The sequence below is a fragment of the Mesorhizobium sp. W067 genome (assembly GCF_054719525.1).
The window spans coordinates 5,173,155-5,198,595 of the sequence record NZ_JBTTII010000001.1; the positions used below are offsets into that span (position 1 = coordinate 5,173,155).

The window sequence follows — 25,441 nt, forward strand, 5'->3', positions numbered from 1 at the left end:
GGTAATCCGTAGCAGTCTGTCGCCGGCAAGTGAACGATGTCTGCCTCAGCGAGTTCAACGCCGGCTCTCGATGATCTCGATGAAGCGGGCGAACAGCCCGGCCTGGGATTTGATGCCGAGTTTGCGATGGATGTTGCGGCGATGGACCTTCACCGTTCCCGGCACGATGCGCATGGCTCTTGCGATCGACTCGGTGGAATGCCCCTGCAGCACCAGATCGACGACATGCTTTTCGCGCGGGGTCAGCGACAGGCTTTCCCAAATGTGGGCGCGGTCGAACTCGTTGACGGCGGCGATCGTCTCGCCCTGCTCCGCTTCGTCCTGCTCCTCGGCCGAAAGTGCGGGCCAGCGCAACCGGGCGAAGTTGATGACCGCCGGCGCCATGTCGCGCAGCAGCCTGGCATCGGCGGTGCCGAAGGGACCCGAGGCGTGCAATCGCATCAGCGACAGCACCAGCGCATCCTTGCCGGGCAGCGGCACGAAGAAGCCGACCTCCTCGGCCAGCCTTGTCTGGCTATAGTAGGTGCGAAAATACTCGCTGGCATAGAAGCGGTCGGGCGCCAGCTCGCGCATGCGCCAGAACCCCTCCTTGCGCTCCACCGCCGCGTGATGAAATGGGTCGAGCAGATAAGGTCCTTCCTGATAGAGCGTGACGAAGACATGGCTCTCGGCCGGCGAGAAGGTTTCGAACAGCAGCGGCGGTCGCGATGCGCCGCGATAGCCGAAGATAACGCAGTGGTCGAAGCTGACATGCTGGCTCAGCCAATCGACCATTGCCTGGCCGAACATTTCGCCGCTGGTCTCTCGCGTTGCCGCGACAAGGGCTGCGAGCCGGCTGTATTCGTCGCTGCGGGACGCACTCAACCTATACCCCCTCAAACGAGAAAATAGATAAGATATACCACCTGCGAGGTATATACTAGCCGCCATCGGCTCTGGTAGCGTCCTGAAATAGCCCTGTTGCTGGAGCCAGCACTTTGACCGCAGTGCCCGACATCGAGTTTCGCGGCGTCACCAAGCGCTATGGCGCCGTGACCGCTGTCAGCGGCATCGATCTGGCTGTGCCGCCCTCCGCCTTTGTCGCCCTTCTCGGACCGTCCGGCTGCGGCAAGACCACATGCCTGCGCATGATCGGCGGCTTCGAGCAGCCGAGCGAAGGCCAGGTGTTCATCCGCGGCCAAGACATGGCCGGCACACCGCCCTATCGCCGCCCGGTCAACATGGTGTTCCAGCAATATGCGCTGTTTCCGCACCTCGATGTCGAAGCCAATGTATCCTACGGGCTGCGCCAGGCACGGCCACGCCTGTCGTCGCAGGAAATCGGCCGTCGCGCCGGCGAGGCGCTCGAAATGGTGCGGCTCGCCGGCTATGGCGGCCGCAAGATCCACGAACTGTCCGGCGGCCAGCAGCAGCGCGTCGCGCTGGCGCGCGCACTGGTCAACAAGCCGGCCGTGCTGTTGCTCGACGAGCCGCTGGCGGCGCTCGACAAGAAACTGCGCACCGATATGCAGATCGAGTTGCAGAACCTGCAGCGCGAGATCGGCATCACCTTCGTGCTGGTCACCCACGACCAGGAGGAAGCGCTGTCGATGAGCGACTTCGTCTGCGTCATGAATGGCGGCCGCATCGTACAGCTCGGCCAGCCGAGCGAGATCTATGACGAGCCGGCCGACCTGTTCGTCGCCGACTTCGTCGGCAAGACCAATCTGTTGAGCGGCAAGGTTGCGGGGCATACAGGCGATCTTGTCAATGTGGCGCTGACGGACGGAACCGTCATTGCCGCGCGCAAACGAACCGCCTTGCAGCAGGGCGAGACCGTTTCCGTCAGCCTGCGTCCTGAATCGCTAAGCCTCGGCTCCACCAAAGGCAGCCCTTTCAAGGGCATCGTGCGCAACCGGATCTTCTTGGGCTCGACGGCGGAATACGCCATCGAGGTGCAGGGCATCGGAACGCTGCTGGCCAAGGCCGACCATGTGATCGGCCATGGCAATCTCTTCAAGCCGGGCGAACCCGTCGCCATCGGCTTTGCCTCTGGGACGCCGCTGGCGTTTCCGGAGAACAAGAACAACGGGACCAACCAGAGGGTAGCAAAAAATGTCGAAATCATATCGTGACGGACTGCCGATTAGCCCCGAGAACTTCGTCGACCAGCTGATGCGCCTGGAGCGCGGCTCGATCGGCCGCCGCGATTTCCTCGGCCTCACCGGCCTGGGCATCGCAACCGCGGTGATGGCGCGCGAGCTCGGCATCATGCCGACGCCGGCCTTCGCCGCCGAAAACCTCGGCGACCGCATGTCGATCGCCACCTGGCCGAACTATCACGACCCGCAGACCTTCGAGAATTTCAAGAAGGACACCGGCGTCGCCGTCGAGGTCAACGTGTTCGGCTCCAATGAGGAGATGCTGGCCAAGCTGCAGGCCGGCGCCTCGGGCTGGAGCCTGTTCGTGCCGACCAACTACACGATCTCGACCTACAAGAAGCTCGGCATCATCGATCCGCTCGATATGGCCAAGCTGCCGAATTTCGACGGCACGCAGGAAGACCCGCGCTTCACTGGGGAAGGCACGATCGACGGCACGACCTACGCGGTGCCGAAGAACTGGGGCACCACGGGCTTTGCCGTCAACACCAAGAAGCTGGCCAAGCCGATGACGAGCTGGAAGGAATTCTGGGACGTTGCCATGGCTGAGGGTGATGGCCGCACCATGGTGCATGACTACCAGCTGACCACCATCGGCAACGCGCTGAAATATTACGGCTATTCCTTCAACTCGCTGAAGCAGGATGAACTTGCCAAGGCCGAGGAACTGCTGCTCAAGGTCAAGCCGCATCTGTTCGCGGTCTCTTCGGACTACCAGCCGGGAATGCGGGCGGGCGACGCCTGGATGACCATGTGCTGGACGAATGACGGCGCGCAGTTGCATCGCGATATCCCGGAGATCGCCTACGTGCTGGGCAAGGAGGGCGGGGAAATCTGGACCGATTTCTACGCCATCCCGAAGGACGCGCCGAACAAGCCGGCCGGCTATGCCTTGCTCAATTATCTGATGACCCCGGAGGTTGCTGTGAAGGAGCATCTCGCCAATGGCGCGCCCTCGACCGACGCGCGGGTCAACAAACTGCTGCCCAAGGAAGTGCTCGACAATCCGATCCTTTACCCGGCGGCCGACCTGTTGACACCGCTGGAGTTTGGTGCGGCGGCGACGCTGACCGATCCCGGCCGCGCCGAGCTGATGGCGCGCTTCAAGTCGGCTTGAGGCCTGGCCTGACGCAAACGGAAACCGGCGGGCCTATGTCCGCCGGCATCGGGGCGGTTTCCATGCACGGCAACAGATTTCGGTATAACATCCTGACAGCGCTGCTGCTCGCTCCGGCTACAGCGTGGCTGGTGGTGTTTTTGGTGTTGCCGTTCATCGCCATGGCCGTGTTCAGCGTCGGCGAGCGGGCGCCGGAGGGCGGCTATCAGGCCGCCTTCACGCTGGCGCAGTATGCCAATCTTCCGGCGCGGGCGACTGCTTTCTGGAACACGATGATGCTGGCGCCGGTGGGCGCGCTTGCCTGCCTGCTCGTCGCCTACCCGGTTGCCTACTATCTCGCCCTGAAGGCGCCGGAGCGCTGGCGGCTGATCCTGCTTGCGCTCGTCGTCATTCCGTTCTGGACCAGCCTTTTGATGCGCACCTACGCCTGGATGTACATTCTGGGCGGACGCGGCATTCCCGCACTGCTGGCCTTTGTCGGCATCGAGGATGTCAGGTTGATCAACACGCCGGGCGCCGTGCTGCTCGGCATCGTCTATGGCTATTTGCCCCTCATGATCCTGCCGATCTATGTCAGTCTCGAGCGGCTCGACCGAAGGCTGCTGGAAGCCTCCGCCGATCTCGGCGCGACGCCGCTCTCAACCTTTCTGGGGGTAACGCTGAAGCTGTCGCTGCCGGGCGTGATGACCGGCTTCTCGCTGGTCATGATCCTGCTGCTTGGCGAATACCTCATCCCGACGCTGCTTGGCGGCGGCAAGGTGTTCTTCATCGGCAACGCGTTGGTCGACCTGTTCCTGCAGTCGCGCAACTGGCCGTTCGGATCGGCCATCGCCATCACGCTGGTGGCGGTTTCGGTGGTGGTGCTGATCGCGGCAAACCGCATTTCGACACGGGTGTCGGGCGCCCGCAGGGTGGATCTGATCTGATGCGCGCCTTCGTCACAGCCGTCTTCGCCTTCCTCTATCTGCCGATCGCGTTGGTCGTGCTGTTTTCCTTCAACGCCGGCCGCCATGCCAGCGAGTTCACCGGCTTTTCGGTGCAGTGGTACGGCACGGCGCTGTCGAACCCGTTCCTGGTGGAGGCGTTGAAGAACAGCCTGTTCATCGCCACCACCAGCGCCCTTCTGGCGGCGGTGTGCGGCACGGCGGCGGCACTCGGCCTGGCGCGGGTCGGGCTCAGAACCCGCGCCGTCTTCGACGCGCTGATGGGTGCCGCGATCGTCGTTCCCGGCGTCGTCATCGGCATCTCGACGCTTGTCGCGCTGGTCCAGCTGTTTGGCGTGCTCAACCCGTTCCTCGCCTCGATCTGGCCAAACGACCAGCCGCCGCGCCTGTCGCTCGGCTATGGATCGATCATTGCCGCGCATGGCCTGTTTTCGATGGCGCTGGTGACGATGATCGTCGGCACGCGTCTCGCCAGCCTCGACGGCAACCTGGTCGAGGCCTCGAGCGATCTCTACGCCACGCCGCTGACGACGTTTCGCTCGATCGTGCTGCCGCAGATCATGCCGGCGGTGATCGCCGGCTTCCTGCTCGCCTTCACCTTCTCCTTCGACGATTTCATCGTCGCCTTCTTCGTCGCCGGCGCGCAGACGACGCTGCCGATCTATGTCTTCGCCTCGATCCGGCGCGGCGTGACGCCGGAAATCAACGCCATCGCCACCATCGTGCTCGTCGCCTCGGTTCTTCTGGTGGTGCTTGCCCAATGGCAGCTGCGCCAGCGCCAGCCGTCAAACTGAACAAGCCATCCAGCTGAAAGACAAATTCATGATCCTTAGAGACCGCATCGCCATGGTGACGGGCGCCGGTTCCGGCATCGGCCGCGCCGGCGCCATGATCATGGCCAGGGAAGGCGCTGTGGTGGTCATCGCCGACCGGGATAAGACCAGCGGCGAGACGACAGCGGCGGACATTCGGGCAGTGGGCGGGCAGGCCGAGGCGATTGTCACCGACGTCTCTGACGACGCGGCGGTCGGGCAGCTCATCACAGGCACGCTCGGCAAGTATGGCCGCATCCACATCCTGCACAATCACGCCGGCATCCAGGTCGGCGGCACGCTGACCGAGGTCGAGGTCGATGGTATGGATGCGTCATGGCGCATCAATGTACGGGCGCAGTTTCTGGCCGCGCGGCTGGTCATGCCGGCAATGGTCGCGCAAGGCGGCGGCGTCATCCTCAACACGGCTTCGAATTCGGGCGTCTTCTACGACCGCGAGATGATCGCCTATGCCACGTCCAAACATGCCGTGGTGGCGATGACCAGGCAGATGTCGCTCGACTATGCCCGGCACAATGTGCGCGTCAACGCGCTCTGCCCCGGCTGGGTCGACACCCCCTTCAACGAACCGTTCATCGCCCAGATGGGCGGCCGCGAGGCGATCGAGACCTATGTCCGCACCAGGATTCCGATGGGGCGCTGGGCGAGCGCCGAAGAGATCGCCGAAGCGATCCTGTTCCTCGTCTCGGACCGCTCATCCTTCATGACCGGCCAGGCGCTGGTGATCGACGGCGGCGAAAGCATCGGCTGATCTAGAGCAATTCCAGGAAAAGTGTGTAACGGTTTTCCGTCCGGAATTGCGTAAAACAAATAAGGGCAGCCGGATAGGAGGGTTCCCGCCTCTGGCTCAATCGCCGGCTGCCCGTCCTCCCTTGCCTTCATGCCGCATTTCGTCCAATAGAACGACGCAAACGCTGCGAAACCGAAGGTTTTGCCGTTTGGAAGTGCGGCTTCCGGCCTCGTTGCCGACGCGCCGCAACCGGAAAGAGCAGGACAATGTCTGCGATCGAAGCCGGCGCTCGTGCGCCGGAAAATCTTTGGCGTCAGGAAATCAGGGCGACGCTGGCGCTGGCCTGGCCGATGGTGCTGACCAATCTCGGCCAGACCGCGATGACCGCCACCGACGTCATGATGATGGGGCGTCTGGGCGCGGACACGCTGGCCAGCGGCGCGCTCGGCGCCAACCTCTATTTCATGCCGCTGATCTTCGGCCTCGGCCTGATGCTGGCGACCTCGCCGATGATCGCCACCGAGCTTGGCCGCCGCCGATATTCGGTGCGCGATTTGCGCCGCACCGTGCGGCAAGGGCTGTGGCTGGCGATCCTGATCTCGATCCCGATCTGGATGGTGCTGTGGCATGGCGAGGCCATTCTGCTGGCCATGGGCCAGGAGCCGGCATTGGCACATCAGGCCGGCATCTATCTGCGCTGGCTGGAATGGGCGGTGCTGCCGTTCTACGGCTATATCGTGCTGCGCTCGTTCATCTCGGCGCTGGAGCGGCCAGGCTGGGCGTTGGTCATCGTTTTCGTCGCCGTCGCCTGCAACGCCTTTTTCAACTGGGTGTTCATGTTCGGCAATCTCGGCGTCACCTCGATGGGCATTGCCGGTTCGGGGCTGGCGACCACGCTGTCGAGCACGCTGATGTTCTGCGGCCTGGCAGCCGTGGTGATGCTGGAGAAGAAGTTCCGCCGCTACCGCCTGTTCGGCCGCTTCTGGCGCTCCGACTGGCCGCGTTTCAAGGGTCTGCTGCGGCTCGGCATGCCGATCGCCGGCATCCTCGCCTTCGAGGTGACGATCTTCAACGCCGCAGCCCTGCTGATGGGCCTGATCGATGCGGATTCGCTCGCCGCGCACGCCATCGCCATCCAGATCGCCTCGATCTCCTTCATGGTGCCGCTCGGTCTCAACCAGGCCGTCACCGTGCGCGTCGGGCTGGCCCACGGCGCCGGCAATCCGGCAGGCGTTTCGCGCGCCGGCTGGACTGCCTTCGTCATCGGCGTCTCGTTCATGGCGCTGATGGGGCTGGTGATGGTCCTGTGGCCGCATCTGCTGATCAGCGCCTTCATCGACATGACCGACCCGGTCAATGCCAGGGTGATCGCCCTTGCCGTGTCGTTCCTGGCCTTTGCGGCGCTGTTTCAGATTTTCGACGGCGCGCAAGCCGTTGCCGCCGGCATGCTGCGCGGCCTGCACGACACCAAGGTGCCGATGATCTATGCCGCCATCGGCTATTGGGGCATCGGCCTGCCGCTCGGCGTGCTGCTCGCCTTCCATTTCGGCTTGCACGGCGTCGGCATCTGGATCGGCCTGGCGTCGGGGCTGGCCGTGGTGGCGGTGCTGCTCCTGGCCCGCTGGCTCAGGCGGGATAGGATCGCGCCGCCGCTCGTCTTCAGCCATTAAAAGCAAAACGGCCGCCGGGTTCGGCGGCCGTTCTCGTTTGGCGTGGCTCGCTCAGCTCCCGTCCGACGACATCGCGCCGAGCAGCCTGCGTATATCGCCGAACCTGGCGATCGAGCCGAACACCAATGCGGCCACCGCGACGAAGAACACCGACACCGAAGCCATGGTCGGCGTGTAGCCATAGCGCAGCGCGTTGAAGATCTTGATCGGCAGCGTCTCGGTGGTGAAGCCGATCGTCATGTAGGCGACGATGTATTCGTTGAGCGACAAGACGAAGGCGAAGGCGTAGCCCGAGACGAGGTAGGGCAGGATCAACGGCAGCACCACGGTTTTCAGCACTGTGCGGTCGTCGGCGCCCATGGTGGCGGCGGCCTCTACCAGCGAGCGGTCGATCGAGGCAAAGCCCAGCGACAGCGTCACCAGCGGCAGCGTCACGAAGAAGATGGCGTGGCTGATGATGGCGGTGAAGAACTGGCCGAACAGCCCGACCGTCGCCCAGAAGGAGAGGAAGCCGAGCGCGGTGATGACCGGCGGCAGGATGAAGGGGGCAAGCCCCAGCACCTGGAAAATGTTTGCCCAGGGCGCGATGCGCCGCCACAGGAACCAGGCCAGCGGCAGCGCAACAGCAACCGCAATGGCCGCCGAGCAAACGGCCAGCGTCACCGAATGGATCAGCGCCAGCCGCCATTCCGGGTCGGTGAAGATCTGGGCGTACCAGGCGAGCGAGAAGCCGACCGGCGGGAAGCTGAGTTCCTGCCGCGAGTTGACCGAAACCCCGGCCACCACGATCAGCGGCGCCGCCAGGAACAAAGCGACGATGGTGAAATAGACACGGCGCAGCAAGGTCGCGGTCATAGTGCATTCTCCCGGCGTCCGACGAGCAGTGTCAATCCGACCAGCGCCAGCGAGATCAGCACCAGGAACACCGCCATTGCGGCTGCGAACGGCATGTTGGACTGGTAGATCGCCTGGTCGGTGATCAGCACGGACAGCGTCCAGTGTTGCGGCCGTCCGAGAATCTGCGGCAGCAGGTAGGAGCCGAGCGCAAACACGAAGACCATGATCAGCGTCGCCACGATGGTGTTGCGCAGCGCCGGCGCGACGACGTTGAAGAAGGCGCGGATAGGCGAGGCGCCGAGCGTGCGCGCGGCCTCGAGCAATGTCGGGTCGAGGCGGACCAAAGCGGGGTAAAGCACCAGGATCGTATAGGGCAGCGCCTGGTAAACCATGCCGGTGAGCACCGCGCCGAAGGTCGGCAGCAGCGCCACCGGCTTGTCCATCAGCCCGATCGCCACGAACAGATTGGTGATGCCCGCCGTGCGCGAAAACAGCGTCGACCAGGCAAAGCCGATAATGACTTCCGACAGCGACAGCACCGACAACAGGCCGACCAGCCATAGCGTCTGCACGCGGCGCGGCCGGCGGGTCAAAAGGTAGGTGAAGGGGAAGGCGATGGCCACGCAGCAGACGGCGACCAGCACCGCCAGCATCAGTGAAAAGCCGAGCACGCCGCCGAAGAATACCGACAGGAAGCGGGCGTAATTGTCGAACACGAAATCCGGTGTGTAGAAACCGGACGGATTGCGCTTGAAGAAGCTCACCGCGATCATCGTCGAGAACGGCACGACGAAGAAGACGATCAGCATCAGCGCCGGAAAGAACAGCGGCGTGTAGTCGGCTATCGACTTCGGCGCTTCGCGTCTCATGCGCCGAGCACCACGCAGCTTGCCGGCGGCAGTGTGACGCCGACCTTGGCGCCGACCGGCACGTCATGCCGCTCGCGCGGCGTCGTCACCGCAATGATGCTGGTGCCGCCGACGTCGACGAAGGTCTCGATGGTGCCGCCGAGATCGCGCACGAAACTCACCTCGCCGGTGATGGCCGAGCCGCCGGGGCTGCCGAGATGCACATCCTCGGGGCGGACCGATACAGACGCTTTAGTCTGACCCGCCGGCATGGCAAGACCTGGAATGGCTGTGCCCAGAATGGTGGTGCGCCCGGTGCTGTCGATCTCGGCCGGCAGCAGATTGGTGATGCCGATGAAGTCGGCGACGAAGGCGTCGGCCGGCTTGCGGTAGATCTCGATCGGCGGCGCCGCCTGCAGGATCCTGCCGTGGCCCATGACGACGACGAGGTCGGCCATGGTCATGGCTTCGCGCTGGTCGTGGGTGACGACGATGGTGGTGATGCCCAACCGCTGCTGCAACTGGCGCAGTTCCACCTGCATGGCCTCGCGCAATTTGGCGTCGAGCGCCGACAGCGGTTCGTCGAGCAGGAACAGCTTTGGTGACAGCGCCAGTGCCCGGGCGATCGCCACGCGCTGGCGCTGGCCGCCCGATAGTTTGGCCACCGGACGGTCGGCAAAGCCGGTCAGATGGATCAGGCCCAGCAACTCGTCGACGCGTTTCTTCTGCTCCTCGTTCGAGGCGCCGCGAATGCGCAGCGCATAGGCGATGTTGTCGCCAACAGAGAGATGCGGAAACAGCGCCAGCGACTGGAACACCATGCCGAGATTGCGCTTGTGCGTCGGCAAAGGCGTGATGTCCTCGCCGTCGAGCACGATGGCGCCGCTGGTCGGCTCCTCCAGCCCGGCGATCATGCGCAGCAGCGTGGTCTTGCCGCAGCCCGACGGGCCGAGCAGGCACACGAACGTGCCGTGCGGCACGTTGAGCTGCACATTGTCGACGGCGGCGAAGTTGCCGAATTTTTTGGTGACGGCGTTGATGTCTAGTCCGGACATGCTCATCCCTCTCAGGCTGTGCGCTGGAGCAATTCCAGGAAAGTGTGTAACGGTTTTCCGTCCGGAATTGCTTACAAACAAGAAAGTTGGAGTAGGTCGCCGTTTCCATGAAACGGTGAACTGCTCTAACTGGCCGCCGGAAGAGGTCCGGCGGCCGATCAGTTTTTAAGCGGATCGAACGGCTCAGCCGACGATCAGCTCGGTCCACTTCTGGTTGATCCAGTCGGCCTTCGACGTATAGAGGTCGTAGCGCGGGATGATCGGATCGATATCCGACGACACGGCTGCGAACTCTTCCGGCTTGAGGTCGAGCACCTCTTTCTTCAGCGTCGGCGTGGTTCCGACCTTGCGCGACATCAGGCCCTGCATCGACGGCTGGCTCATATAGTCGATGAAGGCATGCGCCTCGTCGACCTTGGTCGAGGCGCGCGACAGCACCCAATTGCCGGAATCCTGGATGCCGCCTTCCTTCGGGAAGGTCGAGCGGACATGGAAGCCGTCGGCGACCGCGAGGCCGGTGACGTCGTGATAATACTGGCCCATCGGGATCTCGCCCGACTTCAGCGCCTGCTCGAACTGCGCCTCGTCGCGATACCACAGCCGGACATTCGGCTTGAGCTCGGCGAGCTTTTCGAACGCCTTGTTCAGTCCGTCCTCAGTGTCGAGCGCATTGGTGCCGCCCATGAAGGTCTTTGCCGTCACTTCGAGCAGGAACGAGTTCGAGGCAAGTGCCAGAAGGCCAAGCTTGTCCTCATTGGCCTTGTCCCACAGAGTCTCCCATGAGGTCGGCGCATCCTTGTAGACGTCGGTGTTGGAGACCAGCGTGATCCACCAGGCGACGGCGCCGATGCCGGCGACCCGGCCATCCGGATATTTGTTGACGAAGCGCGGCAAGAGGTCGTTGTAGTGCTTGAACTTCAACGTATCGAGCGGCGTCCACAATTCGGTCGACTGGCCCTTCAGCGTCGAGGTCTGCGACATCATCGAAAGGTCGGCCGGCGCCTGGCCGGCCTTGGACGCTTGTTCGAGCTGCACCAGCCAGGCTTCGCCGGTCGGCTCGGCGACCGATTCCACTGCAATGCCGGTGGCCTTGGTGAAATCGGGGAAGACGTGCTCGTCGAAGGATTTCTTGAAATAGCCGCCATAGACGCCGACCTTCAGCGACTTGTCCTGCGCGCGCAGGATCGACGGCATGGCGAGCACGCCGGCTGTAGCGAGGCCCGCACCAAGCACGCCGCGCCGTGTCAGGGATTTTCCAATCAGTCTGTTCATCTGGTTTCTCCTCAGTTGATGCCGTTCTATTCCGGTAGGTTCCCTTCACGCACTGTCGCCGCCTGGCGTCAGTGGGCCGCCGCTCGTTGTTCGAGCGTACGGGCGTATTGCGTCAGTGGAAAGCACATGACGAAGAAGATCAGCGCCACCAGCCCGTAGACCTTGAACGGTTCGAAGGTGGCGTTGTTGATGGCGTTGGAGGTTCTGACCAGCTCCTCGAAGCCGATGATCGAGGTCAGCGCCGTCGATTTGATCAACTGCACCAGGAAGCCGACGATCGGCGCCCTTGTGATCGAGAACGCCTGCGGCAGGATGATCAGCCTGAGCTCCTGCAGACGGTGCAGGCCAAGGCTGGCGCCGGCGTCCCACTGCCCGCGCGGCAGCGCATCGACGCCGCTGCGCCAGATCTCGGCCAGATAGGCGCTGGCGAAGAAGGTCAGGCCGAGCACCGCTGCCGTCCATGGCTCGATGCGCAGGCCGAGCATCGGCAGGCCGAAGAACATTAGGAACAGCTGCATCAACAGCGGCGTTCCCTGGAACAGGGCGATGTAGCCGGAAGCGACCCGCTGGCTCCATTTATTCTCTGCGATCCTGAAGAACAGCACGATCAGCCCGACCAGCGCCCCGCCGACGAAGGCGGCCAGTGACAACAGCACCGTCCAGCGGGCGGCGAGCAGCAGATTGCGAACGATGTCCCAGAAGGTGAATTCGATCATGTGACACCTGCCCCCAGTACGCGGCGCCCGCCTGTGACCAGCAGCCGGCGCAAGGCCATGGACAGGACGAGGTAGACCAAGGTCACGACGAAATAGGTTTCGAAGGACCGGAAGGTGCGGGCTTGCAGCATGTCGGCCTCATAGGTCAGCTCGCGCACGGCGATCTGCGACACCACGGCCGATTCCAGCATCATGATGACGATCTGGCTGGTCAGCGCCGGGTAGATCACCTTGAGCGCCTGCGGCAGCACGATCTTGACAAACACCTGGCGTGGCCGAAGCCCGAGTGCCAAGGCGGCTTCCGTCTGTCCGCCGGGCACGGCATCGAGGCCGGCGCCGACGATTTCAATCGTGTAGGCCGCCATGTTGAGCGTCATTGCCAACATGGCGGCCAGGATCGGATCGAGCCTTATGCCGAGGCTGGGCAGGCCGAAGAAGATGAAGAACAGCTGCACCAGGAACGGCGTGTTGCGCATCACCTCGACATAGACCGCGATGGCGCGCTTCACGAATACCGGGCCGTTGCGCCGGCCGGCAGCGCCCAGGATGCTGAGCAGCGTGCCCACGAGCGCGGCCACGACGATCAACAGGATCGTCGTGGCCGCGCCGCGCGCGATGTCGCCCACAGCACCTGGGAGCCAGGCAAAGGCCACGAGAACTCAATCCTTGAGGTTGTCGGGATTGAGCGGCGTCTTCAGCCAGGCCTTCGAGCTCTCATCGAGCTTGCCGTCGGCCAGCATCTTGGCAACCGCATCATTGACCGCCGTCTTCAGCCGGTCCTCTTTCTTGTTGAGGCCGATATGCGAAGGCGAGGTCAAAAGCTGGAACTTCTGCTCCGGCTTCAGCGCGTCCTGCTTGGCCAGCACCTGCGCGCCGACATCATTGCCGACCACCATCAGCTGCGTCTGGCCGGAGATGAAGGCCTGGATGACGGAGTTGTAGTTGTCGAAGCGCTTGATGTCGGCCGATGCCGGCGCCGCCTCGGTCAGCGACGTATCCTCCAGCGTGCCGCGATTTACGGCGATCGACTTGTCGGCAAGGTCTTCCTTGCCTTTGACGGAGAGCGCCGCCGGACCGATGACGGCGATGTAATAGGGCGCGTAGGCGGCGGCGAAATCGATCACCTCCTCGCGCTCCTTGGAATAGCCGACGCTCATCAGGATATCGACGCGCTTGTCGGTGAGATACGGGATGCGGTTCTGGCCGGTGACGCTGACTAGATTGAGCTTCACCTTGAGTGAATCGGCGATCGCCTGCGCGACGTCGACGTCATAGCCCTTGATGCTCATATCGGCGCTGGCCGAGGAGAAGGGCGGAAAGTCGGAGAAGATGCCGACATTGATGGCGCCGGCCTTGGTGATGTCGTCGACGGCGTCGGCATTGGCCGGGGAGGCGAAGCCGAGGCCGGCGAGCATCAGCGCGGCGGCGATGGTTGATTTCATTTGGATTGTCATTGGTATTCCCCTTCTGGAAGCTTGTTTGTTTTGGAAACGGCCGCCGGCTCCAGCGCGGCGGCCGCCTTTGCATGTGAAATCCGTCAGGCCCCCTTGCCGGTGATCGCCGGGCTGAACACCATCAGGCTCAGGATCTCGAACAGGACCTGGGCGCCGACATGGGCGGTGTTGGTGGTCGCGTCATATTGCGGCGCCACCTCGACGACATCGCCGCCGACAATGTTGAGGCCTTTCAAGCCGCGCAGCAGTTCGAGCACCTCGCGCGTCGTGAGGCCGCCGATTTCCGGCGTGCCGGTACCCGGCGCGAAGGCCGGATCGACACTGTCGACGTCGAAGGAAATGTAGGTCGGGCTGTCGCCGACGATTCTGCGCGCCTTCTCGATGATGGCCGGAATGCCGAGACCCGTCACCTCTTCGGCATGCACGACCGTCATGCCGGATTCGTAGGTGAACTCCCACAGATACTCCGCCGAGCCGCGGATGCCGATCTGGATGGTGCGGGTGGGGTCGAGCACGCCGTCCAGCACCGCGTTGCGGAACGGTCCGCCATGATGGAACTTGGTCATGTCGAACAGCCCGCTTGTGTCGCAATGGGCGTCGATATGGATCATGCCGACCGGCGCCTTCTTGCCGACCGCCTTCAGGATCGGATGGCTGATCGAGTGGTCGCCGCCGACCGAAAGCGGCAGCACGCCGGCATCGACGATCTGGTTGGTGCGGCGCTCGATGTCTTCGTGGCTGACCTCCAGCCGGTAGCGGCTGCGGAACGGCGTATCGCCGATGTCGGCGACGCGCAGCTCATGCGTCGGCGCGCATTCCAGCACATGATTGTAAGGGCCGATGCGCTCGATGGCGCGCAGCGCCCTTGGCCCGAAGCGCGAGCCGGGCCGGTTGGTGACGCCGAGATCCATCGGCACGCCGATGATCGCCACCTGCAAATCGCCGAAATCCGGATTGTCGGCAGCGATTTCACGGTAGGGCGCGGCGAGGAAGGTGGGGATGCCGGCATAGGGCGCCAGCCTTGTGCCGCTCTTGGAGAAGATCTTGTCGGCGACCTTGCGGAACTTCGGGTCGAACATCTCGCCGCCATGGCTCTCGCCATACTTGCGGCGCAAGGCTTCCAGCTTGCCTCTGTCATAACCCATGTCGGTCTCCTCCTGCGGGCTGATGCATGCGGCCGTGGCGACACCTGCGAACTGACCATCATCCGGCCGGGCCGCTGTCCCGCTGGCTGCCTGTAGATTTCACGTCATTGATGCTGTTGACCTGCCAAAGTGTCCAGCAGCCGCATTGAAAAATCAATTGATATTGTTACGGTGCTGATTGTGAGAAAATCTCACAGAGTATCCGGTTGCTCATGGCCAAGCGTCTGCCCCCCTTGAATCCCTTGCGCGCCTTCGAGGCGACGGCGCGGCATGCCTCGCTGACCAAGGCGGCGAGTGAGCTCAACGTCACCCACGGCGCAATCAGCCACCAGATCAAGGCGCTCGAGCAATCACTCGGCGTAAAACTGTTCGAACGCACCGGACAGCGGGTAAAGCTCACCCCGCACGGCGCCGAATTGCTGCCGGCGGTCTCGACCGCCTTCGACGGCATCGCCGCCGCCACCCAGCGCATGACCAGGCCAGCCAGCGCCGGTACGCTGTCGGTCTCCTGCGTGCCGGCGCTGCTGCTTCTGTGGATGACGCCGCGGCTCGGCAGCTTCATGGCGCAATATCCTGATATCAGGTTGACGCTGATCCCGTCCAACGACCCCAAGGACATCCGCGCCCCACAGGTCGATGTCTGCGTGCTCTATGGCGACGGCAGCTGGACAGATTGCTGGATGCGCAAATGGTCGGGCCTCGAACTGTTCCCGGTGGTCAGCCCGACGCTGATCAACAACCGGCCGCTCCGCATCTGCCGGGATCTTGCTGGCCATGTCATCCTGCATGGCGATGATGGCCGCGAATGGCACACCTGGCTGGCCGCCGCCGACGGGCTCGACCTCGAACGCGGCCGCCGTCACCATCTCGGCGACGCCCGCACGGCCATCGAAGCCGCGGTTCACGGCCATGGCGTGGCGCTCGGCGATTCCGTCACCGCCAGCATGCTGCTCGCCAGGGGCCTGCTGGTGGCGCCGTTCAGCCTGTCGGTGCCGGCGGTCGACGATTTCTATGTCGTCTGCCGCAACGAGATGCGTTCAGCGCCGATCGTGCAATTGTTCGTCGACTGGCTGTTTGCCGAAAAGGAACAGGCCGACAGCCGCGCCGACGCGCCGGTGGCCGGCCGCATCGGCAGCCGCCGGAAGCGTCCGGCGCTGCGGGTGGTGGGCGCCAAGAGTTGAGGCTGGACCGGGAGCGACTGCTTTTTGTCGGGCCAGCCCGGAAAGCGGGAAGCGCTTTCAAAAATTCAATGCTAATAAGCTCTTGCCCGGCAATTCCAGGAAACGAGTGCGGCGGTTTCCCGTCCGGAATTGCGTAAGACAGACGTGAGCAGCGAAGGCGACGGCAGGACATGGCAAGAACCGATATAGCGCGGCGCGTCTATAACCACACCTGGAAGCTGGACCCGATCGTCCGCAGCCTGCTCGACACCGATTTCTACAAGCTTCTGATGCTGCAGATGATCTGGGGCATGTACCCCAAGGTCGACGCCACCTTTTCGCTGATCAACCGCACCACCTCGGTGCGCCTGGCCGACGACATCGACGAAGGCGAATTGCGCGACCAGCTCGACCATGCCCGCACGCTGCGCTTCTCCAAAAAGGAGATGATCTGGCTTGGCGGCAACAATTTCTATGGCCGCAAGCAGATCTTCGAGCCGGAATTCCTCGCCTGGCTGGAAGGTTTTCGGCTGCCCGACTACGAGCTCTCCAAGCGCGACGGGCAGTACGAGCTCTCCTTCAGTGGCCCCTGGATGTACACTACGCTGTGGGAAATCCCGGCGCTGGCGATCATCAACGAGCTTCGCTCCCGCGCCGCCATGCGCGCCTTCGGTCCCTTCGCGCTTGACGTGCTCTATGCACGCGCCAAGGGGAAGATGTGGGCCAAGACCGAACGCTTGAAGGCGCTGCCCGGCATCCGCATCTCCGATTTCGGCACCCGCCGCCGCCATTCCTTCCTGTGGCAGCGCTGGTGCGTCGAGGCGCTCAAGGAAGGTATTGGCGAAGCCTTCACCGGCACCTCGAACGTGCTGCTGGCGATGGACAACGACCTCGAAGCGCTCGGCACCAACGCGCATGAATTGCCGATGGTTTTTGCCGCCCTTGCCAAGTCGGAAAAGGAATTGAAGGAATCACCCTACAAGGTGCTGCAGGACTGGCAGCGCTATTACGGCGGCAACCTGCTGATCGTGCTGCCCGACGCTTTCGGCACCGCATCCTTCCTGCGCGACGCCCCGGACTGGGTCGCCGACTGGACCGGCTTCCGCCCCGACAGCGCGCCGCCGATCGAAGGCGGCGAAAAAATCATCGACTGGTGGCGCGAGAAGGGCAAGGACCCCAGGCAGAAGCTGCTGATCTTCTCCGACGGTCTCGAGGTCGAGACCATCGAGGAGACCTACAGGCACTTCAAGGGCAAGGTGCGCATGTCCTTCGGCTGGGGCACCAACCTCACCAACGATTTCGAAGGCTGCGCGCCGACCGAAACCAACAGCCTGGATGCGATATCGCTGGTCTGCAAGGTGACGGAGGCCAATGGCCGGCCGGCGGTGAAGCTGTCGGACAATCCGGCGAAAGCGACGGGCGACAAGAAGGAGATCGAGCGCTATCTCCGGATTTTTGGGGCGAAGGACCGCGTGGAGCAGCTGGTCAAGGTTTGAGGGTCGGCGGGTGCCTTGCTGGACGAAATGGAAATCGCGATAGCGTGAGTTCCCGCCCACCCCCCTCTGTCCTGCCGGACATCTCCCCCGCAAGGGGGGAGATTGGCAGCGTCGAGTACCGCGCCTCTTTCTTTACCCTTGAAAGTTGGCGAAAGCCCCGGCGACATCCAATCTCCCCCCTTGCGGGGGAGATGGCCGGCAGGCCAGAGGGGGGTGTGAAGGATCGCGTCAGGCTGACATATGTCGCCTGCTCCCCCACCCTCACACTCCTCCCCAACCCTGCCTTCGCCCACGCCTCCGACCGCGGCCACGTCCTCCTCCTGCCCACCGGCTACTACATCGCCGGCGGCGCGCTCGCCGTCGCCGTCAGCTTCCTCGTCCTCGCCCTGCTGCCACCCGCAACCCTCGACCGCTTCTGGCGCCGCCGCCTGCCGCTCTTCCCATTCGCCGACACCCCTCGCACAATCATCAGCCTCATCTCCTTTGCCGGCTTCGCAACGCTCAACGCCGCCGGCCTGTTCGGCAGCCGCGATCCGCTCTCCAATCCGCTGCCGCTAACCATCTGGACGCTGCTCTGGGTCGGCCTTGCCATCGCGCAAGGCCTGTTCGGCGATCTCTGGTCGTGGCTGAACCCATGGTATGGCCCGTGGCGGATCGTAAGCCGCCTGTTCAAGCTTCGTGGCGGTGAGGGACAGGAATCGCGTTTGCCTTCATGGCTCGGCTGCTGGCCAGCCGTTATCCTGTTCTTCGCCTTCGCCTGGTTCGAGCTGATCGACCCGGCGCCCGACGACCCGGCGCGGCTGGCCTATGCCGCCGGCCTCTACTGGTTGCTTACCTTCATCGCCATGCTCGCCTTCGGCTACCGCGATTGGAGCCGGCGCGGCGAATTCCTGACGGTGTTCTTCGCCATGGTGGCGCGCTTCGCCCTTATTGAGCGCGATGAACACGGGCGGCTCGCTCTCTGCTGGCCGGGCTCAAAACTGCTCGGCGCGGCACCCCTGCCGGCAAGCGGCATCGCTTTCCTGCTGCTCAGCCTGTCATCGGTGTCCTTCGACGGCCTGTCGAAAACCTTCTTCTGGCTCGGCCTGTCCGGCATCAACCCGCTGGAATATCCCGGCCGCACCGCGCTCATCGGCATTAGCAGCTTCGGCCTCGTGCTGACCTTCGTCTTGCTCGCGGCGGCATTCCTGCTGGCCGTCATCCTCGGCCAGCGCCTCGCCGGCAGCCGACATTCCCTCCGCGAGGCCGCCGGGCTGCTGGTCTGGTCGATCGTACCGATCGCGCTCGCCTATCATGTCGCGCACTATCTGACGGCGCTGCTGGTCGACGGCCAGTATGCGATTGCCGCTTTGTCCGACCCGTTCGCGCTGGGATGGAACCTGTTCGGCGCCGCCGACATGCAGATCGAGGCCGGCATCGTCGCCGGGGCCGACTCCGCCTGGTGGCTGTGGAACCTGCAGGCCGGCATCATCATCGCCGGGCACATGCTGGCGGTGCTCGTTGCCCATGGACTGGCCTGGCGACTGCACCAGATGCCATCGCGCGCCGCCCTCAGCCAGTTGCCGCTCACCATGCTGATGATTGCCTACACGATCTTCGGCCTGTGGTTGCTTGCCACGCCGACGGCCGGATGAGACAAGCTGATCAACATGCCTTTGCGGAAAGCCCGCTTGCAAGCTCTGTGCTTTGGTGATTTAGTTTGTACACATGCAATTTCTGCCCCTCCTGCAAGGGAGTGGCCTTGCCTCGTTACAGACAGTCAAAACTCAAAAACAGGGGAACTGCCGTGACTGACAAGAATGGGTTTTTCGATCTCTCCAAATCCACCCTTAGCCGCCGCACCGCGCTGAAAGGTCTCGCCGCCGGCGCCGGGCTGACGCTCGCGCCCGGCTTCGTCCGCTACAGCCAGGCGCAGAGTTCAGCGCCAATCAAGATCGGCTTCCAGTCGCACCGCACCGGCATCGGCGCCGCCTATGGCCGCTGGTATGAAAAGACCAGTGCCGCCGCGGTCAAGGCGATCAACGACGCCGGCGGCATCAATGGCCGACCTGTCGAACTGGTGATCGAGGATGACGGCACCGATCCCGGCCGTGGCGCCGAGGTGGTCGGCAAGTTCGCCACCCAGCACAAGACCGACATCGTCTTCGGCACGCTGTTCTCGCATGTGGTGATCGGCTCGGCGCCGGCCGCCGGCGAAAACAAGATCCCGTATTTCGTCGTCAGCGAAGGCCACCACGTCGCTTCGACCAAACTCAACCGCTATGTCTTCCAGCCTGGCATCACCGATGTGAAGAGCCAGATCCAGTCGATGGCGCCGTGGATCGCGGCCAATGCCGGCAAGAAGGTGACGCAGATCTTCCCGGATTTCGCCTTCGGCTACGACCATCGCGACTACCTGCCGCCGGCGCTGAAGGCGCAAGGCGCCGAGGTCATCGCCCAGATCGCCATCCCGCCGACAGAGTCGTCTTTCACGAAATACTTCCCGCAGATACCGGCCGAGACCGAAGTCATCTACCACGTGATGGTCGGCCCGGCCGTGCTCACCTTCGTCAAGGAACTCGGCGAGTTCTACGGCTCCAACCGGCCGCAGCTGTTCGGCTTCATCGATTCGCTCGAAGCCACCGACATCAACAGCCCCGGCCTCGAATTCCTGGACGGCAGCCATTTCTGGGAAGGCTCGCCGCGCTATGCCCAGGCCAATGACTCGGCCGCGCAGAAAGCCTACCGCGCCGCCGTTGGCATCGACGACAATGGCGCTGCCGTCGGCGACCCCAAGGACGTCTCCACCGCCGCCCACATGTTCGGCTGCTGGGAGACGCTCTATGTCGTCAAGAAGGCGATGGAAGACGCCGGCTACAAGGGCCCGGAAGACCGCGCCAAGCTGGTCGAGGCGACCGAGGCGCTGACCGAATTCGCCGAAGGCCCGGAGCATCCGCAGGGGCCGAAGACCTTCAACGGCAAGATCCACCAGTGTTTTGGCATCCAGAACATCTCCAAGGTCGAAGGTGGCAAGCTGAATGTCGTCCACAAGACCAAGATCGAGGACGGGCTTTACGAGGCCGAAGGGGATTATACGACGCAGGCGCTGTGAGGCGCCTTACCCTCCCCCTTGTGGGGAGGGTCGGCACGCAAGCTTCGCACTTTTGCGAAGCTTGCGAGACGGGGTGGGGGTCGCGACGGCCCGTGCCCAACCCCCACCCGACCGCTGCGCGGTCACCCTCCCCACAAGGGGAGGGTAAGGGCGCCCTGAATGCATTTCGGACCCCATCTCCTCCTCGCCGCCCTCGAAGGCCTTGTCACCTCAGCCGTGCTGGCGCTGACGGCGCTTGGGCTGTCGCTGGTGTTCGGCGTCATGCGCGTCGTCAACGTCGCCCATGGCGAGTTCTTCATGCTGGGCGCGGTGCTGGCCTGGGCGATCTCGACGGCGATACCCGGCCATCCCACGCTCGGCTTCCTGGCGGCGCTGGTGATTGCGCCGCTGATTGTCGGCGCCATTGCGCTGGTAGCCGAGCGGCTTGTGCTGCGGCGGCTCAATTACAATCCGGAAGCCACCATCGTCGCCACGATCGGCATGCTCTACATCATCCAGCAGCTGGCGTTGAGCTTCTATGGCCCGGAAGCCCGCCCGGTGGAGCCGCCCTTCAGCTACCGCATCCTTTTGCCCTGGTTCGGCTATTCCGGCTACAAGCTGTCGATCATTGCCGCTTCGGCCCTTCTGCTCATCGCCACCTGGCTGGTGCTGACGCGCACCAAGATCGGCCTCATCATGCGCGCCACCCAATATGACAGCGAGACGGCGCAGGCCTTCGGCATTCCGGTCGCCCGCGTCTATGCCGGCGTCTTCGCGCTCGGCGCCATGCTGGCGGCCATCGCCGCCGTGCTGATCGTGCCGATCAGTCAGGCGCACTACCTGATGGGGCAGGACCCGCTGCTGTTGTCCTTCATCGTCGTCATCATCGGCGGCCTCGGCTCGCTGCGCGGCACCGTCGTTGCCGCCGTGCTGATCGGCCTGTCCGACGGCATCATCTCGGTGTTCTTCTCGCCGACTTTGGCCAAGATCATAGCCACGCTGCTGGTGGCCATGGTGCTGGTGTTCAGGCCGCAAGGCCTGTTCGGGCAGGCGCCGCGATGAGCGAAGCTTCGCCGGCAAAAGCCTATGCATTGCATGTCGGCGCCATCGCGCTGCTGTTTGCGCTGAGCTTCGTCCTGCCCGACTACCATCATGGCCTGCTGGCCCGAATCATGGTGCTGGCGGTGTTCGCCATGGGCTACAACATGCTGTTCGGCTATGTCGGCCTGCTCAGCCTCGGCCACGCCATGTTCTTCGCCGCCGGGCTCTATGGCGCTGGTCTCGCCGTCATCCATCTCGGCTGGAGCGTGCCTTTGGCTTTCCTCGCCGGCATCGCCTGCGGCGCGCTGCTGGCACTGGTGATCGGCCTGCTGGCGCTGCGCACCACCGGCGTCGCCTTCATGATCGTCACCATGATGTTCGCGCAGGTGTTTTACCTCGTCATCCTCTATTTCGCCGCTTGGACCGGCGGCGACCAGGGTCTGGTCGTGCCGCAGCCGGCGCGGGTTCTGGCCTTCGGCGCGACATCGCTCGACCTAACCAACCCGACCGTGCGCTACATGAGCGCGCTAGCGCTGTTCTCGGTCGTGCTGCTGATCACCCTCGCCATCGTCCGCTCCCGCTATGGCCGCGTGCTGGTCGCGGTGCGCGAGAACGAGGAGCGCACGAAAATGCTGGGCTACGACACCTTCTCCAACAAGCTGATCGCCGTCGTCGTCTCCGGCACCATCTGCGCCGCCTCGGGTGCGGCCTATGCGCTGCTGTTCGGCTATGTCGGCTCGAGCTTTGCCTCGGTGCAGTATTCCATCCTGCCGCTGCTCTGGGTGCTGCTCGGCGGCGCCGCCACGACGCTGGGCGCGCTGCTCGGCACGGTGTTCATGTACTATGTCATCGACACCGCCAGCGGCTACACCTCCGCCTATCTCCTGATCGTCGGTATTGCGCTCATCCTGCTGGTGCTGTTTTTCCCCAAAGGCATTCTGGGCACCATCCGCCAGCGCTGGCTCGGGTGGCTGCCATGATGCCGTTGCTGACCACCAAAGGCCTGGCGCGCAATTTCGGCGGCCTGCGCGCCGTCGACGGTGTCGACTTCCAGCTGATGCCGGGCGAGATCCGCGCCGTCATCGGGCCCAATGGCGCCGGCAAAACCACCTTCGTCAGCCTGGTCAGCGGCCGCATTCAGCCATCGTCCGGCATGATCGTCTTCGACGGCGCCGACATCACCAGCCAGCCGGCCTATCTCAGGGTGCGCCGGGGCATCGCCTACACCTTTCAGATCACCAGCGTCTTCGCCAACCTCTCTGCCTACGATAATGTCGCGCTGCCGGTGCAGCGCACGCTGACCGACGGCCGCTCGAAAGGTGCGGTGCGCACCGGCGTCATGGCCGCGCTGGAACGCACCGGACTTGCGGGCCGCGCCCATATGCCGGCCGGCCAGCTTTCCTACGGCCATCAGCGCCTGCTGGAAGTGGCAATGGGCCTGGCGCTGAAGCCGCGGCTTTTGATCCTCGACGAGCCGACGCAGGGGCTGGCCGACAGCGAGATCGACAATTTCATCGAACTGGTGCGCGAGATCGCCAAGAGCGCCACCGTGCTCCTGATCGAGCACAACATGCCGGTCGTCATGCAGCTGGCCGACCGCATCACCGTCTTCAACGCCGGCAGGATCCTGGCCGAAGGCACCCCCGAACAGGTTCGCGCCAACACACAGGTGCAGGAAGCCTATCTGGGGACGGCGCCATGAGCGAAGCCCCCAAGACTGAGGCCCCCAAGACTGAAGCCCACAAGACTGAAGCCCACAAGACTGAAGCGCTGACCATCTCCAGGCTCGAATGCTTCTATGGCGAGGTTCAGGTGCTCTACGAGCTTGATCTCGTGCTCAACAAGGGCGAGGTGCTGTGCCTGTTCGGTCGCAACGGCGCCGGCAAGACGACGGCGCTGAAAGCAATCATGGGGCTGGTTCCGTCGAGCGCCGGCTCGATCCGGCTCGCCGGCAAGGAGTTGACCGGCCTGCCGGCGCATGAGGTGCCCAAGGCCGGCGTCGCCTATGTACCGCAAGGCAGGCGGCTGTTCGCCGAGATGACGGTGGCGGAAAACATCGAGATCGGTCTGATGGCGCGCGGCAAGGGCAGAGCGACGCGCGAGAGCGTGCTCGATCTCTTCCCGCTGCTGCGCCAGCGGCTGCGCCAGCGCTCCGGCACTTTGTCCGGCGGCGAGCAGCAGATGCTGGCCATGGCCCGTGCGCTTTGCCTTGAGCCGCAGGTGCTGTTGCTAGACGAGCCGACGGAGGGGCTGATGCCGTCGATGATCGCCAAGATCCGCGAGACGGTGGTGAAGCTGCGTGAGCTAGGTGTCTCCACCATTCTGGTCGAACAGCGCGTCGACGCCGTGCTGTCCGTCGCCGACCGCGTCTGCTTCATCGAGAACGGCCGCAACCGCGAGACCGTCGATGTCGAGCAATTGCGCGCCGACCCATCGGCAGTCAGGCGCTATGTCGGCATCGGCTGATCAGCCGAAAAACAGGAACCCGGCGATCAAAAAGATCGGGATCAGCACCAGCCCTGACCATGCCATGTAGCCGAAGAAGCCCGGCATCTTCACACCGCGGTGTCGGGCAATGGCGTAGACCATGAAGTTGGGTGCATTGCCGATATAGGTGTTGGCGCCCATGAACACCGCGCCGGCCGAGATCGCAGCCAGCGTCGAGGCCGCCTCCGTCATCAGGTGCCGCGCGTCGCCGCCTGCGAGTTCGAAAAACACCAGATAGGTCGGCGCATTGTCGAGGAAGGACGACAGCCCGCCGGTCAGCCAGAAATAGGCGAGATCATTGGGCTGGCCGGTGGGTGACGTCACCAGCGCCACCAGCGGCGCCAGCGCGCCGTCATGGCCGGCGCGAAGGATGGCAATGACCGGCACGATGCAGATGAAGATGCCGGCAAACAGTTTCGCCACCTCCGCGATCGGGCCCCAGGTGAAGCCGTTGGCCTCGCGATGGCTCTTGAGGGAAACGACAAGCGACAGTCCGGCGAGCCCCAGGATAATGGCGTCGCGCGCCAGGTTCTGCAGTTCGAGGCTCACGCCCAGCACTGAAAAGCTCACGCCTGGCTTCCATGCTGCCGACAGCAGGATCGCGGCAATGACGCCGGCCAGCAGCGGCAGATTGGCCAGGCCGCGAAGGCGCACCTTTGTATCCGGCGTCGGATCCTTGATCTTCGGCGCGCCGCCTTCACGGCGATGCAGCATGATGTCGATGGCCAGGAAGACAAGCAGCACCAAGCCGCCGGTGAACAGCGTCTCGCGCCAGAGGTTCGCCGTCGTCCAGAAGAAGTCGACGCCGCGCAGGAAGCCGACGAACAATGGCGGGTCGCCCAAGGGCGTCAGCGAGCCGCCGATGTTGGACACCAGGAAGATGAAGAAGATGACGACATGGGCGTTGAACTGCCGGTTGTCGTTGGCGCGCAGCATCGGCCGGATCAGGATCATCGAGGCGCCGGTGGTGCCGATCACCGAGGCCAGCATTGCCCCGACGAGCAGCAGCCCGGCATTGACCAGCGGCGTGCCATGGATGTTGCCGGCCACAAGGATGCCGCCCGAAATGGTGTAGAGCGCGAACAGCAGGATAATGAACGACATGTATTCGGTGAGCAGCGTGTGCAGCACGGCTTCACCGGCTACCGGAACGCCGAATGCAACCATCAGCGGGATGACCGCCAGCGCTGCCCAGCCGGCGGCGATCTTGCCGTAATGATGCTCCCAGACATGGTGGAACAGCAGCGGTCCGGTGGCGATCGAGAGCAGCAGGCCAGCGAAAGGCAGCGCCCACCACAGCGACATGGCAGCATCGGGCAGACCGCGGGCCTCGGCCGCGAAGGCCATTTGCGGAAACACAGCGGAAGCGAGTACACCTGCCGCGAAAGCCTTCCCCAACTGTGTGCAGCCCCCTCGATGCGTCAC

General features: G+C 63.9%; 24 protein-coding genes. 14 read left to right on the forward strand and 10 right to left on the reverse strand.

Annotated features, from left to right (window positions below):
- Nucleotides 1-54: 54 nt before the first annotated feature.
- The gene (locus ACYG97_RS25365) at nt 55-864 is read right to left on the reverse strand and encodes a helix-turn-helix transcriptional regulator (protein WP_023732678.1); all 810 of its coding nucleotides are present in this window, start codon (nt 862-864) and stop codon (nt 55-57) included.
- Nucleotides 865-977: 113 nt separating this feature from the next.
- On the opposite strand from ACYG97_RS25365, the gene ACYG97_RS25370 reads away from it, so the two are divergent.
- The 6 genes from ACYG97_RS25370 (at nt 978) to ACYG97_RS25395 (ending at nt 7,435) form a co-directional block, all read left to right on the forward strand.
- Nucleotides 978-2,114: an ABC transporter ATP-binding protein gene (locus ACYG97_RS25370; RefSeq protein WP_023732677.1), complete on the forward strand. Its 1,137-nt coding sequence runs from the start codon at nt 978-980 to the stop codon at nt 2,112-2,114.
- Entirely contained in the window at nt 2,095-3,258 is a 1,164-nt protein-coding gene (locus ACYG97_RS25375) for an ABC transporter substrate-binding protein (protein WP_023732676.1), read from the forward strand. The genes ACYG97_RS25370 and ACYG97_RS25375 overlap by 20 nt, the downstream gene beginning before the upstream one ends.
- A 62-nt stretch (nt 3,259-3,320) precedes the next feature.
- On the forward strand, nt 3,321-4,184 hold the full coding sequence (locus ACYG97_RS25380; protein WP_023671266.1) for an ABC transporter permease: 864 nt from the start codon (nt 3,321-3,323) through the stop codon (nt 4,182-4,184).
- Entirely contained in the window at nt 4,184-4,996 is an 813-nt protein-coding gene (locus tag ACYG97_RS25385; RefSeq protein WP_023732675.1) for an ABC transporter permease, read from the forward strand. The genes ACYG97_RS25380 and ACYG97_RS25385 overlap by 1 nt, the downstream gene beginning before the upstream one ends.
- 28 nt (nt 4,997-5,024) lie before the next feature.
- Nucleotides 5,025-5,786, forward strand: coding sequence for an SDR family NAD(P)-dependent oxidoreductase (locus ACYG97_RS25390; RefSeq protein ID WP_023732674.1), 762 nt, complete (start codon nt 5,025-5,027; stop codon nt 5,784-5,786).
- Nucleotides 5,787-6,031: 245 nt separating this feature from the next.
- Nucleotides 6,032-7,435 carry an MATE family efflux transporter gene (locus ACYG97_RS25395; RefSeq protein WP_023732673.1) on the forward strand — a complete coding sequence of 468 codons (1,404 nt, stop codon included), beginning with the start codon at nt 6,032-6,034 and terminating at the stop codon, nt 7,433-7,435.
- Between the two features lie 51 nt (nt 7,436-7,486).
- Here the strand turns inward: ACYG97_RS25395 and ACYG97_RS25400 are convergent, their stop codons facing one another.
- The 8 genes from ACYG97_RS25400 to speB all read right to left on the reverse strand — a co-directional run bounded on the left by ACYG97_RS25400 (nt 7,487) and on the right by speB (nt 14,762).
- A complete protein-coding gene (locus ACYG97_RS25400) occupies nt 7,487-8,290 on the reverse strand; it encodes an ABC transporter permease (RefSeq protein WP_023671272.1) in 804 nt (267 codons plus the stop codon).
- On the reverse strand, nt 8,287-9,141 hold the full coding sequence (locus tag ACYG97_RS25405; protein ID WP_023732672.1) for an ABC transporter permease: 855 nt from the start codon (nt 9,139-9,141) through the stop codon (nt 8,287-8,289). Before ACYG97_RS25405 ends, ACYG97_RS25400 begins: the two co-directional genes overlap by 4 nt.
- Nucleotides 9,138-10,175 (reverse strand): ABC transporter ATP-binding protein, encoded by a 1,038-nt coding sequence (locus ACYG97_RS25410; protein ID WP_023732671.1) that lies wholly within the window; start codon nt 10,173-10,175, stop codon nt 9,138-9,140. Before ACYG97_RS25410 ends, ACYG97_RS25405 begins: the two co-directional genes overlap by 4 nt.
- A 183-nt stretch (nt 10,176-10,358) precedes the next feature.
- Nucleotides 10,359-11,447 carry an ABC transporter substrate-binding protein gene (locus tag ACYG97_RS25415; RefSeq protein ID WP_023732670.1) on the reverse strand — a complete coding sequence of 363 codons (1,089 nt, stop codon included), beginning with the start codon at nt 11,445-11,447 and terminating at the stop codon, nt 10,359-10,361.
- Between the two features lie 68 nt (nt 11,448-11,515).
- Nucleotides 11,516-12,163 carry an amino acid ABC transporter permease gene (locus ACYG97_RS25420; RefSeq protein ID WP_023695893.1) on the reverse strand — a complete coding sequence of 216 codons (648 nt, stop codon included), beginning with the start codon at nt 12,161-12,163 and terminating at the stop codon, nt 11,516-11,518.
- Entirely contained in the window at nt 12,160-12,816 is a 657-nt protein-coding gene (locus ACYG97_RS25425; protein ID WP_023732669.1) for an amino acid ABC transporter permease, read from the reverse strand. Before ACYG97_RS25425 ends, ACYG97_RS25420 begins: the two co-directional genes overlap by 4 nt.
- Before the next feature lie 6 nt (nt 12,817-12,822).
- Nucleotides 12,823-13,617: a transporter substrate-binding domain-containing protein gene (locus tag ACYG97_RS25430; RefSeq protein ID WP_023729762.1), complete on the reverse strand. Its 795-nt coding sequence runs from the start codon at nt 13,615-13,617 to the stop codon at nt 12,823-12,825.
- An 83-nt stretch (nt 13,618-13,700) separates the two neighbouring features.
- Nucleotides 13,701-14,762, reverse strand: a complete 1,062-nt coding sequence (speB, locus tag ACYG97_RS25435; RefSeq protein ID WP_023732668.1) for an agmatinase — start codon at nt 14,760-14,762, stop codon at nt 13,701-13,703.
- Nucleotides 14,763-14,974: 212 nt separating this feature from the next.
- Between speB and gcvA the strand changes: the two genes are divergently transcribed.
- The 8 genes from gcvA (at nt 14,975) to ACYG97_RS25475 (ending at nt 23,995) form a co-directional block, all read left to right on the forward strand.
- A complete protein-coding gene (gene gcvA, locus ACYG97_RS25440) occupies nt 14,975-15,943 on the forward strand; it encodes a transcriptional regulator GcvA (protein WP_023671280.1) in 969 nt (322 codons plus the stop codon).
- A gap of 170 nt (nt 15,944-16,113) precedes the next feature.
- Nucleotides 16,114-17,418, forward strand: coding sequence for a nicotinate phosphoribosyltransferase (gene pncB, locus ACYG97_RS25445; protein ID WP_023683568.1), 1,305 nt, complete (start codon nt 16,114-16,116; stop codon nt 17,416-17,418).
- Between the two features lie 191 nt (nt 17,419-17,609).
- Nucleotides 17,610-19,052, forward strand: a complete 1,443-nt coding sequence (locus tag ACYG97_RS25450; protein ID WP_023732667.1) for a hypothetical protein — start codon at nt 17,610-17,612, stop codon at nt 19,050-19,052.
- Nucleotides 19,053-19,204: 152 nt separating this feature from the next.
- On the forward strand, nt 19,205-20,509 hold the full coding sequence (locus ACYG97_RS25455) for an ABC transporter substrate-binding protein (protein ID WP_023732666.1): 1,305 nt from the start codon (nt 19,205-19,207) through the stop codon (nt 20,507-20,509).
- Between the two features lie 159 nt (nt 20,510-20,668).
- Nucleotides 20,669-21,550, forward strand: a complete 882-nt coding sequence (locus tag ACYG97_RS25460) for a branched-chain amino acid ABC transporter permease (RefSeq protein ID WP_023683565.1) — start codon at nt 20,669-20,671, stop codon at nt 21,548-21,550.
- Nucleotides 21,547-22,509: a branched-chain amino acid ABC transporter permease gene (locus ACYG97_RS25465; protein WP_023732665.1), complete on the forward strand. Its 963-nt coding sequence runs from the start codon at nt 21,547-21,549 to the stop codon at nt 22,507-22,509. The genes ACYG97_RS25460 and ACYG97_RS25465 overlap by 4 nt, the downstream gene beginning before the upstream one ends.
- The gene (locus ACYG97_RS25470; RefSeq protein WP_023732664.1) at nt 22,506-23,231 is read left to right on the forward strand and encodes an ABC transporter ATP-binding protein; all 726 of its coding nucleotides are present in this window, start codon (nt 22,506-22,508) and stop codon (nt 23,229-23,231) included. Before ACYG97_RS25465 ends, ACYG97_RS25470 begins: the two co-directional genes overlap by 4 nt.
- Nucleotides 23,228-23,995 (forward strand): ABC transporter ATP-binding protein, encoded by a 768-nt coding sequence (locus tag ACYG97_RS25475; protein WP_023732663.1) that lies wholly within the window; start codon nt 23,228-23,230, stop codon nt 23,993-23,995. Before ACYG97_RS25470 ends, ACYG97_RS25475 begins: the two co-directional genes overlap by 4 nt.
- Here the strand turns inward: ACYG97_RS25475 and ACYG97_RS25480 are convergent, their stop codons facing one another.
- Complete coding sequence (locus ACYG97_RS25480; protein WP_023732662.1) at nt 23,996-25,363, reverse strand: sodium:proton antiporter; 1,368 nt, start codon at nt 25,361-25,363, stop codon at nt 23,996-23,998.
- Between the last annotated feature and the right edge of the window lie 78 nt (nt 25,364-25,441).